Annotated in this window: 16 protein-coding genes; 11 read left to right on the top strand and 5 right to left on the bottom strand. The window is 73.6% G+C overall.

The window, feature by feature from the left end:
- Positions 1 to 144 precede the first annotated feature (144 nt).
- The 5 genes from OHQ87_RS24830 (at position 145) to OHQ87_RS24810 (ending at position 3,581) form a co-directional block, all read left to right on the top strand.
- Positions 145 to 405, top strand: a complete 261-nt coding sequence (locus OHQ87_RS24830) for a hypothetical protein (protein WP_328341661.1) — start codon at positions 145 to 147, stop codon at positions 403 to 405.
- 89 nt (positions 406 to 494) lie between these two features.
- Positions 495 to 1,865: an MFS transporter gene (locus OHQ87_RS24825; protein ID WP_328341659.1), complete on the top strand. Its 1,371-nt coding sequence runs from the start codon at positions 495 to 497 to the stop codon at positions 1,863 to 1,865.
- Positions 1,866 to 1,960: 95 nt separating this feature from the next.
- The gene (locus OHQ87_RS24820; RefSeq protein ID WP_328341658.1) at positions 1,961 to 2,746 is read left to right on the top strand and encodes an SDR family oxidoreductase; all 786 of its coding nucleotides are present in this window, start codon (positions 1,961 to 1,963) and stop codon (positions 2,744 to 2,746) included.
- A gap of 37 nt (positions 2,747 to 2,783) precedes the next feature.
- Positions 2,784 to 2,978, top strand: a complete 195-nt coding sequence (locus OHQ87_RS24815) for a hypothetical protein (protein WP_328341657.1) — start codon at positions 2,784 to 2,786, stop codon at positions 2,976 to 2,978.
- Positions 2,979 to 3,032: 54 nt separating this feature from the next.
- Complete coding sequence (locus OHQ87_RS24810) at positions 3,033 to 3,581, top strand: YbaK/EbsC family protein (protein WP_328341656.1); 549 nt, start codon at positions 3,033 to 3,035, stop codon at positions 3,579 to 3,581.
- A gap of 65 nt (positions 3,582 to 3,646) precedes the next feature.
- On the opposite strand, the gene OHQ87_RS24805 is transcribed toward OHQ87_RS24810, so the two are convergent.
- The 4 genes from OHQ87_RS24805 to OHQ87_RS24790 all read right to left on the bottom strand — a co-directional run bounded on the left by OHQ87_RS24805 (position 3,647) and on the right by OHQ87_RS24790 (position 7,155).
- On the bottom strand, positions 3,647 to 4,279 hold the full coding sequence (locus OHQ87_RS24805; RefSeq protein ID WP_328341655.1) for a DsbA family oxidoreductase: 633 nt from the start codon (positions 4,277 to 4,279) through the stop codon (positions 3,647 to 3,649).
- A 20-nt stretch (positions 4,280 to 4,299) separates the two neighbouring features.
- Complete coding sequence (locus OHQ87_RS24800) at positions 4,300 to 4,725, bottom strand: SufE family protein (protein ID WP_219465416.1); 426 nt, start codon at positions 4,723 to 4,725, stop codon at positions 4,300 to 4,302.
- Between the two features lie 138 nt (positions 4,726 to 4,863).
- Positions 4,864 to 5,283 (bottom strand): CBS domain-containing protein, encoded by a 420-nt coding sequence (locus OHQ87_RS24795; RefSeq protein ID WP_328341649.1) that lies wholly within the window; start codon positions 5,281 to 5,283, stop codon positions 4,864 to 4,866.
- Between the two features lie 63 nt (positions 5,284 to 5,346).
- Positions 5,347 to 7,155 (bottom strand): proline--tRNA ligase, encoded by a 1,809-nt coding sequence (locus OHQ87_RS24790; RefSeq protein ID WP_328341647.1) that lies wholly within the window; start codon positions 7,153 to 7,155, stop codon positions 5,347 to 5,349.
- A gap of 161 nt (positions 7,156 to 7,316) precedes the next feature.
- On the opposite strand from OHQ87_RS24790, the gene OHQ87_RS24785 reads away from it, so the two are divergent.
- The 5 genes from OHQ87_RS24785 to OHQ87_RS24765 all read left to right on the top strand — a co-directional run bounded on the left by OHQ87_RS24785 (position 7,317) and on the right by OHQ87_RS24765 (position 12,160).
- Positions 7,317 to 7,646 (top strand): hypothetical protein, encoded by a 330-nt coding sequence (locus OHQ87_RS24785; protein ID WP_328341645.1) that lies wholly within the window; start codon positions 7,317 to 7,319, stop codon positions 7,644 to 7,646.
- A gap of 254 nt (positions 7,647 to 7,900) precedes the next feature.
- Positions 7,901 to 8,671 (top strand): SGNH/GDSL hydrolase family protein, encoded by a 771-nt coding sequence (locus OHQ87_RS24780; protein ID WP_328341644.1) that lies wholly within the window; start codon positions 7,901 to 7,903, stop codon positions 8,669 to 8,671.
- 2 nt (positions 8,672 to 8,673) lie between these two features.
- Positions 8,674 to 9,228 (top strand): imidazolonepropionase-like domain-containing protein, encoded by a 555-nt coding sequence (locus OHQ87_RS24775; protein WP_328341643.1) that lies wholly within the window; start codon positions 8,674 to 8,676, stop codon positions 9,226 to 9,228.
- A 177-nt stretch (positions 9,229 to 9,405) separates the two neighbouring features.
- Positions 9,406 to 10,308 carry a sulfurtransferase gene (locus OHQ87_RS24770; RefSeq protein WP_328341641.1) on the top strand — a complete coding sequence of 301 codons (903 nt, stop codon included), beginning with the start codon at positions 9,406 to 9,408 and terminating at the stop codon, positions 10,306 to 10,308.
- Positions 10,309 to 10,528: 220 nt separating this feature from the next.
- A complete protein-coding gene (locus OHQ87_RS24765) occupies positions 10,529 to 12,160 on the top strand; it encodes a hypothetical protein (RefSeq protein ID WP_328341639.1) in 1,632 nt (543 codons plus the stop codon).
- On the opposite strand, the gene OHQ87_RS24760 is transcribed toward OHQ87_RS24765, so the two are convergent.
- Positions 12,132 to 12,542 (bottom strand): DUF7144 family membrane protein, encoded by a 411-nt coding sequence (locus OHQ87_RS24760; protein WP_328341637.1) that lies wholly within the window; start codon positions 12,540 to 12,542, stop codon positions 12,132 to 12,134. The two genes, OHQ87_RS24765 and OHQ87_RS24760, sit on opposite strands and share 29 nt — an antisense overlap.
- A 161-nt stretch (positions 12,543 to 12,703) precedes the next feature.
- Between OHQ87_RS24760 and OHQ87_RS24755 the strand changes: the two genes are divergently transcribed.
- Entirely contained in the window at positions 12,704 to 13,318 is a 615-nt protein-coding gene (locus OHQ87_RS24755; RefSeq protein WP_328341635.1) for a TetR/AcrR family transcriptional regulator, read from the top strand.
- Positions 13,319 to 13,496 lie beyond the last annotated feature (178 nt).

The following is a 13,496-nucleotide window of genomic DNA, read 5'->3' as shown; positions in this document are numbered from 1 at the left end:
CCGCGTTCGTCAGGCGGCCTGGCTTCCCGGCAGGGCGTCCGTTATGCCCCCGGACCGGGGGAAGTTTCCGCCGGTGGCGGGGCATGGACGGCGGTGCCTGTGGAATCCGGCTGACGACCCGACGTAGTCGGCAGGGAGGCCGGAATGAGCACGATCACGCGTCACCTCAGCGGCGGCCACGAGATGGTCCGGGCGTACACGAGGCGGGTGGAGGTGCCGATGCTGGGGGAGGTGGCGGTGCCACCGCCGGACAAACTCGCCTACTACGCCGGGCTGGGGGTGCTCGCCGCCCTCCAGGTCATCGAGTGGCCGCTCGCCCTGGTGATCACCGCCGGTCACCTGCTCGCCGACCAGCACCTGTCGGGGCTGGCCAAGGGGGTCGGGGAGGCGCTGGAGTCGGCGTGACGAGACCGGGCTCACCCTTGACCTGAACCGGGGTGCAGGTCGCAGGCTGGGCACATGCCTGACGTACCGTCCCGGGCCGGGGCTGGCCGGTGACCGCGACCCTCACCCCGTCGGCCCGCCTCTATGGTCCGCAACTGCGGGCGATGACGGTGGGCAGCGTCGCCCTGGTGTCGCTGCTCGCCTTCGAGGCGCTGGCGGTGGGCACCGCGATGCCCACGGTGGCCCGCGCGCTTGACGGGTTGGGGCTGTACGCGCTCGCCTTCGGCGGTTCGTTCGCCGCTGCGGTGCTGGCCATGGTGCTCTCCGGCATCTGGTGTGACGCCCGGGGGCCACGCGGCCCGATGTGGTGCGGGGTGGGGCTGTTCGTCGTCGGACTGTTCGTCGCCGGGAGTGCCACCGCGATGGGCACGCTGGTGGTCGGGCGGGCGGTGCAGGGCCTCGGGTCCGGGTTGCTCTCCGTCGCGTTGTACGTGGTGGTCGGGCAGGCGTATCCAGAGGAGCTGCGGCGTCGGGTCTTCGCGGCGTTCGCGGCGGCGTGGGTCGTACCGTCGCTTGTCGGGCCGGCGGTGGCCGGGCTGATCGTCGAGTACCTGGGCTGGCGGTGGGTCTTCCTCGCGGTGCCGGTGGTGGCGCTGCCGGCGGTGCTGCTTGTCGAGTCGGGCCTGCGCACGCTCGACCGCCCGACGCCGGCCGGGCCACCGGCGGGCGCGGCGGCCCGGATCGGCTGGGCGGCCGGGGCGGGGGTGAGCGCCGCACTGCTGCACCACGGGGGGCAGCAGCGCGGCGCGCTCGCCGTGATCCTGGTCTCGGTTGCCCTCGCCGGCTTGGTGGTCAGCGCGCCCCGGCTGCTGCCGGCGGGGTTCCTGCGGGCCGCCCGGGGCCTGCCGACGGTGGTGGGTCTGCGCGGGCTGGCGGCGGCGGCGTTCGCGGGCGCGGAGGTGGTCATCCCGCTGATGCTGTCCCGGGAGCGGGGTTTCACGCCGACCGCCGCCGGTCTGGTGCTGACCGTCGGGGCGCTGTCCTGGTCGGTGGGGTCCTGGCTCCAGGGCCGACTGTCGCCGCCGCGTTCCACGGCGACCCTGCCCCGGTGGGGCCTGGCCTGCGTGGCGGTGGGCACCGCCACGCTCACCCTCGCCGTGTGGCCACCGGTGCCGGTGGCGGTCGGGGTGGCCGGTTGGGCGATCGCCGGGCTGGGGATGGGCTTGGCGTACCCGTCGCTGTCGGTGTTGACCCTGGCCCTGTCGGCCCCCGACGAGCAGGGACGCAACAGTTCGTCGCTGCAGCTTGCCGATTCGTTGTTCACCGCCACCGTGCTGGCGCTGACCGGCTCGGTGCTCGCCACCGGGACGGCACCCGACAAGGCAGGGTACGCGGGGATGCTCGCCGTGGCGGTGGGCTGCGCGCTGCTCGGCGCGGTGCTCGCCGGCCGGGTGGTGCCGGCCCGGGGACAGCCCGCCTGATCCGGCGAATCCCGCCTGGCCGATTGCGAGGATGGTCGGGCCGGCGTCACGTTCCGGGTGGCCGGTTCGTCGGACGGTCGGTGGAGGGAGCCGGGATGCGGGTGCTGGTTACGGGGGCGGGCGGGACGCTGGGGCGGGCGGTGCTGCCCCGGCTGCGTACCGACGATTTCACGGTACGGGCGATGAGCCGGCGGCCCCGGCACGATCCGGCGGCGGACTGGGCGGTCGCCGACCTGGGCACCGGCCGCGGGTTGGCCGAGGCGGTCGCCGGAGTGGACGCGGTGCTGCACCTGGCGTCCCTGCCCGGTGGCGGTGCCCGGACGCACCGGGTGGACGTGCTGGGCACCCGCCGGCTGGCGTTGGCCGCCGCGCACGCCGGGGTGGGCCACCTGCTGTACGTCTCGATCGTCGGCGTGGACCGGGTGCCGATCCCGTACTACCGGCACAAGCTGGCGGCGGAGCGGGTGGTGGCTGCGGGTCCGGTGCCGTGGACGGTGCTGCGGGCCACCCAGTTCCCTGACTTCCTGGACCGGCTGTTGCGGACGGCGAGCCGGCTCGGCCCGGTGCCGGGTGACCCGGCGGTGCTGGCCCAGCCGGTCGACCCGCACGAGGTGGCCGCCCGGCTCGCGGACCGGCTCACCACCGGCCCGCTGACCGGGATCGAGGAGTACGGCGGTCCGCAGGTGCTCCGCTTCGACGAGGCGGTACGGGCCTGGCGGGCTGCCCGGCACTCCCGCCGCCCGCTGCTGCCGGTGCGCCTGCCGGGGCGGCTGGGGCGGGAACTGCGGGCGGGTGGGCTGACCACGACAGCAGTACCGACCGGACGACGGACCTGGGCCGACCACCTGGCCGACACGTACGGGGGACCCGGACGAAGATGAGCCGAACTCTGATTCGCCCGCTGCCTACCGTGACGGCATGCTGCTCTTCGTCGTCACCGTGCTGCTCTACGTCTTCGGTCTGGTCTTCCTCTACGGGGTGATCCGCCTCGCCGTGCGGCACGGCATGGAGGATCTGGAGGCCCGTCGGCCACAGGCGCTGCGGGTGGCCCGCTCGGCGACTGTCGACGACCAGGCGTTCCTGCGGGAGAACTCCTTCCTCGGGGGCAACTGACCCGTCGGGGTCGGCGGGCGACCTGCGGCGTGGGGTGCGAGGATCGCTGCCGTGATGGGAACGTTGCAGACTGAGCCCGCCCGGACCCGACCCGACCTGCTGGCCCCGCCGGTGGCCGCCGCGCTGGCGCAGTGGCCGGCGGAGGCGCCCGTCGACGTCGATGACGTCCTGGTCGCGCCGATCGACGCCACGCTGGCCGACACGGCGGCCTTCTGTGCCGCGTACGAGGTGGGGCTGGACGTGTCGGCGAACTGCGTGGTGATCGCCGGCAAGCGGGAGGGCGAGATCCGGTACGCGGCCTGCGTGGTGCTCGCCACCACCCGCGCCGACGTCAACGGGGTGGTCCGCCGGGCGCTTGACGTCCGCAAGGCGAGCTTCGCCCCGATGGCCGAGGCGGTCGAGTCGACCGGGATGGAGTACGGCGGGATCACCCCGATCGGGCTGCCGGAGTCCTGGCCGATCCTGGTCGACGCCCGGGTGATCGCCACCCCGCACGTGATCATCGGCTCCGGCGTACGGCACAGCAAGATCGCCCTTCCGGGGCCGGCGCTCGGCGCGCTGCCCGGTGCGCGGGTGGTGGAGGGCCTGGCCCGACCCGCCTAACCAATCATGTTCATCGATGTTGTTGCACGTGAAACATCGCGACCGGGTTTCGGCCCGGGTCGGAGTCAGCCGGCCGATTCGCGCTGGGCGACCTCGGTCAGGGCGGCGAGCAACGTCTCCGGCTCCTGCGCCCCGGTGACGCCGTACCTGCCGGCGAGCACGAAGGTCGGCACGCTGGTCACCCCGAGCTGGTGGGCGGTGGTCAGATCCGCGGCCACCTCGCGCCGGCCCGCGTTCGAGGCCAGGTGCTCGCGCGCCTCGGTCTCGTCCAGCCCGACCGAGGCGGCCAGCGTGACCAGCGCCTCCGGCGAGCCGACGTCGACCCCGTCGGTGAAGTGCGCCCGGTAGAGCGCCTCGACCAGCTCGCCCGCCAGCCCGCGCTCGTCGGCGAAGCGGACCAACCGGTGCGCGTCGAAGGTGTTGGCGCTCACCGCCCGGTCGAAGTTCAGGGTCAGCCCCACCTCGGCGGCCACCTCGGTCACCTGCCCGGCCATCGACTGGGCCCGCTCCCGGCCGCCGAACTTCGCGGCCAGCGCGTCCAGCAGCGGCTGTGGCGCGGTCACCGGCGTCGGGTCCAGCTGGAACGGCCGGTACCGGACGGTCACCTCGCCGTCGTACGACGCCAGGGCCTGTTCGAAGCGGCGCTTGCCGATGTAGCACCAGGGGCAGACCACGTCGGCGTAGATCTCGATCTCCATGATCGGAGACAACCCCCAGCTCAGCCAGCTTGTTCCCGCACCTGCCGCTTGAGTCGGGCCAGGATCGCGGTGCCGCCGCGCACCCGCAACGGGCTGATCACCTGGGCCAGGCCCATCCGCTGGTAGAGGTCGTCCGGCACGTCCAGCACCTGCGTGGCGCTCGCCCCGGCCAGCCCTTCGGCGAGGATGCCGGCGAAGGCCCGGGTGGTGGGCGCCTCCGGTGGGCAGTCGAACAGGGTGGTCACCGTGCGGTCCGGGTTGACCTCGGCACGCAGGAAGAACGCCGTCTGGCACTCGGGGACCTGCTCCAGGTCGTCGCGGTCCACCCCGGCCGGCAGCGGCGGGATCACGTCGGCGTACTCCAGCAGCATCTCCAGCACCACGTCGCGGGGGGCGTCGGCGAACTCCCCGACGATCTCGGCCAGCCTCGTCGGCATCTCGGACATCCCGCCAGGCTACCGCCGCACCCGGCGCGGGTCTGCCACCAGACTGCCGTACCGCCCGGGTGCGGGCCGGAAGGAGCCGGGACGAGGGAGTGTCGGGCGGGCGACCACACCGGTCGTGGGTCGCCCGCCCCGGGCGGGTCAGTTGTTCGGTGCGCCCTCGCTGATGTCGGCGAGCGCCGAGCTGGGGTCGAGCTGCATCGCCAGGTCGCCCAGGGAGACGATGCCGACGAGCTTGCGTTCGTTGTCGCAGACCAGGATGCGTCGGATGTTGCGCTCGCGCATCAACGCCACCGCCTCGCCGGCCGTGGCGTGCTGCTCGATCATCACCACCTCCCGGGTGGTGATCGAGCCGATCGAGGTGCTGGCCGGGTCGCTGCACTCGGCGACCGCCCGCACCACGATGTCCCGGTCGGTCAGCAGGCCCGCCAGCGTGGAGCCGTCGGTGACCACCACGTCCCCGATGTCGGCCTCCTTCATCACCCTGGCCGCTTCGTCCAGGGTGGTCTCCGCCGACAGATAGACCACCTGTTTCGTCATCACGTCACTGACCCGGTACATGAGAGCCCTCCGCACAACAAACACCCTTGGACGATCCAACTTCGATACCCTGTGGCGCGTCCGCTACACCCCGTTGCCGCGAACCCGACGCAGGAGCTGGTCGACCAGGCCGTCCCAGGCGACCTCCTCGTGCACGCCGGTGGCCCGCTCACGCAGCTCGACGTACCCCTCGGGAAGTCGGCGGCCGACCACGACGGCGCGGGGGATGCCGATCAGCTCGGCGTCGGTGAACTTCACCCCGACGGAGACGTTGGCCCGGTCGTCGACGAGCACCCGCAGGCCGGCGGCCGACAGCCGACCGCCGAGGTCGAGCGCCGCGTCGAGCTGCGGCCCCTTCCCGGCCACCACCAGGTGTACGTCGCACGGCGCGACCGCCGCCGGCCAGACCAACCCCCGTTCGTCGTGGTGCTGTTCGGCGATCGCGGCGACCGCCCGGGACACCCCGATGCCGTAACAGCCCATGGTGGGCCGGACCGGTCTGCCCGCCGCGCCCAGCACGTCGAGGGCGAACGCGTCGGTGAACCGGCGGCCGAGCTGGAAGATGTGCCCGATCTCGATGCCCCGCCGCATGGTCAGCTCGCCGCCGCCGCCGCCGGCTCCGGTGGTCCCGGTGGTCCCGGTGGTCCCGGTGGTGCCGCAGGCGGGGCAGGGGTCACCCGGGCGCACCTCGGCGGCCTCGATGGTGCCGTCGGGCGCGAAGTCCCGTCCGCAGACCACGTCGGTGGCGTGCCGCCCCGGCTCGTTGGCCCCGGTCAGCCAGGCGGTGCCGGTGACCACCCGGGGGTCGACCAGGTAGCGGAGGCCGAGCCCGGCCAGCACCTGCGGCCCGAGGTAGCCCCGGACCAGCCCGGGATGGGCGGCCCAGTCGTCGAAGACCGTCACGGCGGCCGGGTGCAGCGCTGCCGCGACCCGCTTGAGGTCCACCTCCCGGTCGCCGGGCAGCCCGATCACCAGCACCTCGGCTGCCTCCGCGCCGGGCCGGCGTACGGTCAGCACCACGTTCTTCAGGGTGTCGGCGGCGGTCCAGTCGTGCCGCCCGGCGAGTTTCCGGTCGTTGGCGAGCGCCACCAGGGCGGCGATGGTCGGGGTCTGCGGGGTGTCGTGCACCTCGGCGGGTTGGTGCGAATCCGGGTCACCGGCGGGCGGGGCGGGGGTCGTTACCGCCTCGGTGTTCGCCGCGTAGTCGCAGGCCGTGCAGCCGACGTAGGTGTCCTCACCGACCGGGGTGGTGGCCAGGAACTCCTCCGAGGCCGACCCGCCCATCGCCCCGGAGACCGCCTGCACCACCGTGTGGTCCAGCCCCAACCGGTCGAAGACCCGCCGGTACGCGGCCCGGTGCCGGGCGTACGACTCGCGCAGGCCCTCGTCGTCCAGGTCGAACGAGTAGGCGTCCTTCATCAGGAACTCCCGTCCGCGCAGCAGGCCGGCCCGGGGTCGGGCCTCGTCGCGGAACTTCGTCTGGATCTGGAAGATCGTCAGCGGGAAGTCCCGGTAGGACGAAACCAGATCCTTTACCAGCAGCGTCGCCATCTCCTCGTGGGTCGGGGCGAGCAGGTGTTCGGCGCCCCGCCTGTCGGCGAGGGTGAAGATGTCGTCGCCGTACTCCGCCCACCGGCCGCTGGTCCGGTACGGCTCCGCCGGCAGCAGCGCCGGGAAGTGCACCTCCTGGTCGCCGATCGCGGCCAACTCCGACCGGACGATCTCGGTGACCCGGTCCAGCACCAGTTTGCCCAGCGGCAGCCAGGCGTACCCGCCCGGGGCGACGCGACGGATGTAACCGGCACGCAGCAGGAGCCGGTGGCTCGGCACCTCCGCATCCGCCGGATCCTCGCGCAGGGTCCGCAGCAGGGTGGTCGACGTACGAAGCAACATCCGCGCAGCCTAGAACCCCGCCCCCCGCCCAGCGACCCGTTTCACACCACACCGCCCGCCCCTGGACGCCTCGCCGCGTTGATCAAGAAGTTTGCGTCGGATTTCGAGCTCGTGGGCGCCCAAACCTCTTGATCACCAACGACGAGAGCGGGAGCCGGGGGGTGCCGGTCACCGGCATCGAGCTGTGGGTGCCCGAGCTGCGCAAACTCCCACCCGGGCAGCAGGCCGTCGTCTGGCACTCCGAAGCCGGCTACCTCGGCCTGGACACCTACGACGTGCTGGCGCAGCACGTGGTGTCGCACCACTTCAGGTTCGACGACAGCCGGCGGGCGGAGCTGTTCCGTACCCCGCACCGCTACATCTGGCCGGCCGAGCTGGACCTGATGGCGCAGCTCGCCGGGTTCGCCCTGGAGAGCCGGCACGCGGACTGGGCCGGCAGCGAGTTCACCGCCGAATCCCGCTCCCACGTCTCCGTCTACCGGCTGCCGTAGCCGGACCGCCTGCCGGGGCCGGGCGGCGGGGCCGGTAGGCCGGGGGCCGGGCGGGGGCGGCCGGGGCCGGGCGGCGGCACCCGTGGCGGTGTCCGGAGGCAGGAGACACCGCCACGTCGCGGCAAAGTGAATAGATCAAGGGCGCGGGGTGGCGGCCGATGACCTCCGCCACGTTCGGGTGGTGGGTGCCGGCACCCGGGGGCGGGCCGGTGACAGACTGGGCGCCGCAGGCAACGAGGGCATCAGGGGGCGGCGTGCGCTGGCGGAGCTTCGTGGCGGTCGGGGACAGCTTCACCGAGGGCATGGACGACGCGTACCCGGACGGCACCTACCGGGGCTGGGCGGACCTGGTGGCGACCCGGCTGGCCGCCGAGGCCGGGCCGGACTTCGGCTACGCGAACCTGGCCATCCGGGGTCGGCTCTTCCCGAGTGTCGTCGCCGAGCAGGTGCCCGCCGCGCTCGCCATGAAGCCTGACCTGATCAGCTTCGCGGCCGGCGGCAACGACGTGCTGCGGCGTACCTTCGATCCGGACGCGCTGGCCACCCGTTTCGACGCCGTGGTGGCCCGGTTGCGGTCCGGCGGTGCCGACGTGATCCTCTTCCGGTTCGCCGACGTGATGACCCGGCTGCCCGGCCAGCGACTCGTCGCGCCCCGGATCGAGCTGGTCAACCGGGCCGTCGGGGAGACCGCCGCGCGGCACGGCGCGATCCTGGTCGACCTCTACGCCGACGACACGTTCCGGCTCAATCCGATGCTCTGGAGCACCGACCGGCTGCACCTGTCCGCCGCCGGTCACCGGCGGGTCGCCGCCCAGGTGCTGACCGCGCTCGGAGTGGGCTGCGACGAGGAGTGGTTGATGGTGCCGGAGCACCCGGCCGCCACCCCGTGGCTCGCCGCCCGCGCCGCCGACCTGCGCTGGGCCGGCCGGCACCTGGCCCCGTGGATCACCCGCCGGCTCACCGGCCGGTCCTCCGGCGACACGGTCACCGCGAAGCGGCCGGTCCTCGGCCCGCTGGCCGACTGACCGTGCGCACCCTCCACACCGCCCCCCTGCTGCGCCTCACCCACGACAACGAGCCGCCGCCGGTCCGGCTGGTGCCGGGTGACGACGATGCGTCGTCGGACCAGCCGGCTCCACTCTCCGCCGAGCCGCCGCCGGACCAGCCGGTCTCGGGCGACGGGGGGCCGCGGTCGGGCTGGGCGGTGCTTGTCGACGGTGACCGGATCGAGGCGGTCGGCCCGATCGGGGAGCTGACGCAGGCGTACCCGATGGTGCGGGTGCGGCGGTGGCCCGGCACCCTCGGGCCGGCGCTGGTGCACGACGGGCCGCTGCCGCCGGCCCCCAGCCCGCGCGAACGGGTGCACGCGCTGCTGCGGTCGGGCGTCGGCGCGGTGCTCGCCGCACACCTCACCGACCCGGCGGTACGGGCGGCGGTGGCCCGCAACGACGTCGCGGTCCTCGACGCGGCGCGGCCTCCCGTTCTCGCTGTCGGCGGCCGGGCCGACCTGGCCGTCTTCGCCGACGACGGCCGCTGCCTCGCCACCGTCGTCGCTGGCCGCCTGGTCCACCGCCGGGCCTGATCAGGTTGGTCGGTGGAGCGCGACGCGATCCTGACCGGCTCCTCGGGGATCGTCTGCCCGGCCCGCTCGACGGGTGCGTCGGCTGGTGGGGCACGGTCGCGTCCGGGCGGGTCGGCCGACGCCGGTCCGGTGCCGTTGGGCGGTCGGCGCCCCGGATTCCGGCGTAACTTGGGGCTCATGTCTGTGCCGAGTGATCCGCATCCCCGCCTCCAGTCGTACGCCGACCCGCAGCGGCTGGTCACCACCGAGTGGTTGGCCGAGCACCTCGGCGACGAGGGTCTCGTCGTGGTCGAATCCGACGAGGACGTGCTGCTCTATGACACCGGTCACCTCCCGGGGGCCGTCAAGGTCGACTGGCACACCGAGCTGAACGACCAGGTCACCCGGGACTACCTGGACGCGGAGAGCTTCGCCGAGCTGTGCGCGGCCAAGGGCATCGGCCGGGGCGACACGGTCGTCTTCTACGGCGACAACTTCAACTGGTGGGCCGCGTACGCGCTGTGGGTGTTCACCCTGTTCGGGCATCCCGACGTCCGGCTGCTCGACGGTGGCCGGCAGAAGTGGGTCGCCGAGGGGCGCGAGCTGACCCGGGACAAGGTGGCCCGGCCGCGTGCCGACTATCCGGTGCCGCAGCGCGACGACGCGCCGGTCCGGGCGTACCGGGAGCAGGTGATGGCGCACGTGGCGGCGGGTCGGCCGCTGGTCGACGTCCGTTCGCCGGGCGAGTACACCGGCGAGATGCTGCACATGCCGGACTACCCGCAGGAGGGCGCGCTGCGCGGCGGGCACATCCCGGGTGCGGTGAGCAAGCCGTGGAAGTCCGCCGCCAACGACGACGGCACCTTCAAGTCGGCCGACGAGCTGCGGGCGATCTACACCGACCAGCTCGGGCTGAGCCCGGCCGACGACGTGGTGGCGTACTGCCGGATCGGCGAGCGGTCCAGCCACACCTGGTTCGTGCTGCACCACCTGCTGGGCTTCCCGCAGGTGCGCAACTACGACGGCTCGTGGACCGAGTGGGGCAACCTGGTCCGGGCTCCCGTGGTCAGGGGCGACCAGCCCGGCGGCCTGGCCGGCTGATCACCACCCGCCGGGCCGCGCCTGGCATCGGTCACGCTCGGGCGGATGTTGCGGTATCCCGGCCCCGGGATACCGCAACATCCGCCAATTGGCGTCACGCCGGGGCGGCACACCGCTCGGCAGGTCGGATCGACGGTGGATCGGCGGGAATCCCGACATGCGGTCGTCGGGCAGGGGAACCTGCTAGTGGAGCCCCAGTCAACCGGTGAGGAGAGAGGGCGTGCGCAGACCGCAACCCCGCCTGTTGGCGCTGTGCGCCCTGGCCGCCGTACCACCGGCGATCGAGGCGGTGCTGCTGGTCCATATCGGGTTCATCGCGGCCGAAGGGCTGTCCTCCCAGGTCACCGCCGTCTGGCCGTACGACACCTACCACGACCTGCGCTGGCTGTACGTCTATCACGACTCGTGGCCAGACTTCCTGGTCGGGCTGCTGGTGGTGATCGGGTTCCGTGGGGTGCTCACCACCGGGCTGGTCGCGCTCGCCTGGCCCGCCGAGGTGGACCGCCCCGGCCTGCGCTGGCTGCTCGGGCGCAACCTCGGGCTGTCCGCGGTGGTCACCGTGCTGGTCTCGCCGTGGGCGCTGATCTCGGTGGCGGCCTCGGTGGTCGCGCTCTCCTGGGTGCTGCTCGCCTCGCTGCTGCCGATGTTCCTGCTCGCCCCGCTCCTGCAACGGGCCGCCGTGGTCGGGCCCTGGTGGCGCGGGTTGCCGTCGATCGCCCTGGTCGGCTGGTCGCTGCTGAACTTCGTGGTGATCACCGTGGCCGGCGCGTTCTGCTGGAGCGTCCCCGGCTGGTGGACGGTGCCGGTGGCGGCGCTCGCCGGGGTGGCCAACGGGTTGCTCTGGGAACGCACCGTGCACGTCGCCGTGCTGGCTCCCCGGGTGCGCTGGGCGCGGGTGCCGGCCACCCCGATCGCGGTCCTGCTGGCCCTCGCCGTGCCGCTGGCGATCCCCCCGCTGGTGCAGGTCGTCCCGGCCGGGGTGACGATCGAGCAGGTGGTGCTCGGGCAGCGGCTGCCGGCCGACGTCGCGCACGCGGTGATCGTCCTCGCCGGCCACGGCTCCGCCTACGACGGCACCCCGCCCGTCGACCCGAACGTGGAACGTTTCTCCTACCGGGGGCTGGCCGGGGACGGTCGGCCGCTGCCCTACCAGCGGGGGGACACCGTCCGGTCACTGGAGAGCGGGGCCGCCCTGCTGGAGACCCAGGTGGACCGGCTGCACCGCCGTACCGGTCGGCCGGTCGCCCTGATCGGGGAGAGCGAGGGGGCGATGCTGGCCCGCACCTATCTCGCGCAGCGACCGCACGCGGCGGTGGACACCCTGGTCATGTTCAGCCCGTTGATCAATGCGGGGCGGGCCTACTACCCGCCGCCCGGGACGCCCCACGGCTGGGGAGTGGTCACCGGCTGGCAACTGCGCGCCCTGTTCGGGGTGGTCGACGTGTTCGGCGGGACCGGGACTGGCCCGGACGAACCGTTCATCCGGTCGCTGCTGGACAACGCGCCCTTCTACCGCAACCAGCTGATGTGCCCGGTGCCGGGTGTCCGGATGGTGGCCTTCCTGCCGACCACCACGGCCACCGAAGCCCCACCCGGCGACTACACCGGCATTCCGGTCTTCCAGACGCCCGGGGTGCACGGCGGGCTGCTGGGCCGGTCGCTGGTCCAGGACCGTCTGATCCATTTCCTGGCCGGGGTGCCGGAAAGCCGGAAACGTCGGGAGTATCCGTTGCTCCAGCAGCTGAGTGCGGCCTGGCAGGCGCCTCCGCTGGCGATCGGGATCAATCCGGCCTGGCACGACAGACGCCAACCGGACCCGTCCTTCACCGGGAGGGTCTGCCAGCCGGTCTGACCCGCGTGTCGCGCTGGTGCCGGACGACCAGCCGCACGGCGGCCAGGGTCAGCCCCACCACGATCAACGCCTCGATCGGGTGGTACGGCGCGAACAGCAGGTGGACGACGACGACCGCCACCCCGACCACCAGGGCGGCCCTGACCCACCGGCGTCGACTGAGCGCGCTGACCAGGCCGGTCAGCACCAGCAGCACCCCGCTCGCCACGTGCAGCCAGGCCCAACCGGTGAGGTCGTAGAAGACCAGCCCGTCGGCGTGCAGCGAGGCGTACACGTCGCCGCTGCCGACGTCGCCGATCCCGGCCAGCAGGTCGAAGATCCCGGCACCGACCAGCAGGCCCCCGGCGAGCAGCAGCGACCGGTCCGGCAGCCGTACCGTCATCGCGCCCTCCCTCCGGCATGTCTTCCCTTCCAGGCTAGGGGCGGTGGGCCGTGCCGTCCGGCGATCAACGTCGGTGCGCGCCGACCGGGTCACCGTCCGCCTGGTGAACCGGCGGGTAACCGAGGGCACCCGGTGTCCGGACCGAGGTCTACGCTTGCCAGGTGACTGTGGGGCAGCAGGCTAGGGGCAGCGCAGGCAGCGCAGGCCGGCGCCGGTCGAGGCGCGACGAGATCCTGGAGATCGCGGTCGGGCTCTTCGCCGCCCGGGGCTACCACGGGGTCTCCATGGACGACATCGGTGCGGCGGCCGGGGTGACCGGCCCGGCCCTCTACCACCACTTCGCCGGCAAGGAGGCGATGCTGGCCGCCGCGCTGATCCCGGTCAGCGAGGGGCTGCTCGACGGCGGCCGGGACCGGGCCGCCGGCCGTCCCGGCGACCCGCGCGGCGCGCTGGAGTCGCTTATCGACTTCCACGTCGACTTCGCGCTGGCGAACCCGGCCGTGATCGCCCTGCACCTGCACGAGCTGGACCGCCTCCCGGACGAGCCGCGTCGCCGCATCCGCAAGCTCCAGCGGATGTACGTCGAGGAGTGGGTGACCGTGCTGACCGCCCTGCACCCGGGGCTGCCCGACGGCGAGGCGCGGGTGCTGGCACACGCCGCGTTCGGCCTGATGAACTCCACCCCGTTCCTCGGCGGTGAGGTCGACCGGCGGCGTCGCGCGGCACTGCTGCGGGCCGCCGCGCTGGCCGCCCTGCTGGCCGAGACCGACTCCTGACCCCACCCGCCCGACGTCTCCCCGGGTGACGCGCGCCCGAGGCACCCGGGCGGCCCGCTGACCCGCGCGCCCGCCGTCCCCGATGCCCGGCGACACCGCCCGCCCCGACGCGCCGGGCGGTCGGGTGACACTCCCGCCCGACTCGATGCCGACGACCCGGCCGTGGTTCCCTAGCATC

Origin of the sequence: Micromonospora sp. NBC_00421, assembly GCF_036017915.1 — a bacterium.
Classification (GTDB): Bacteria; Actinomycetota; Actinomycetes; order Mycobacteriales; family Micromonosporaceae; genus Micromonospora.
Note: the sequence above shows the minus strand (reverse complement) of the source record. Positions and strands in the feature narration are given on the sequence as shown.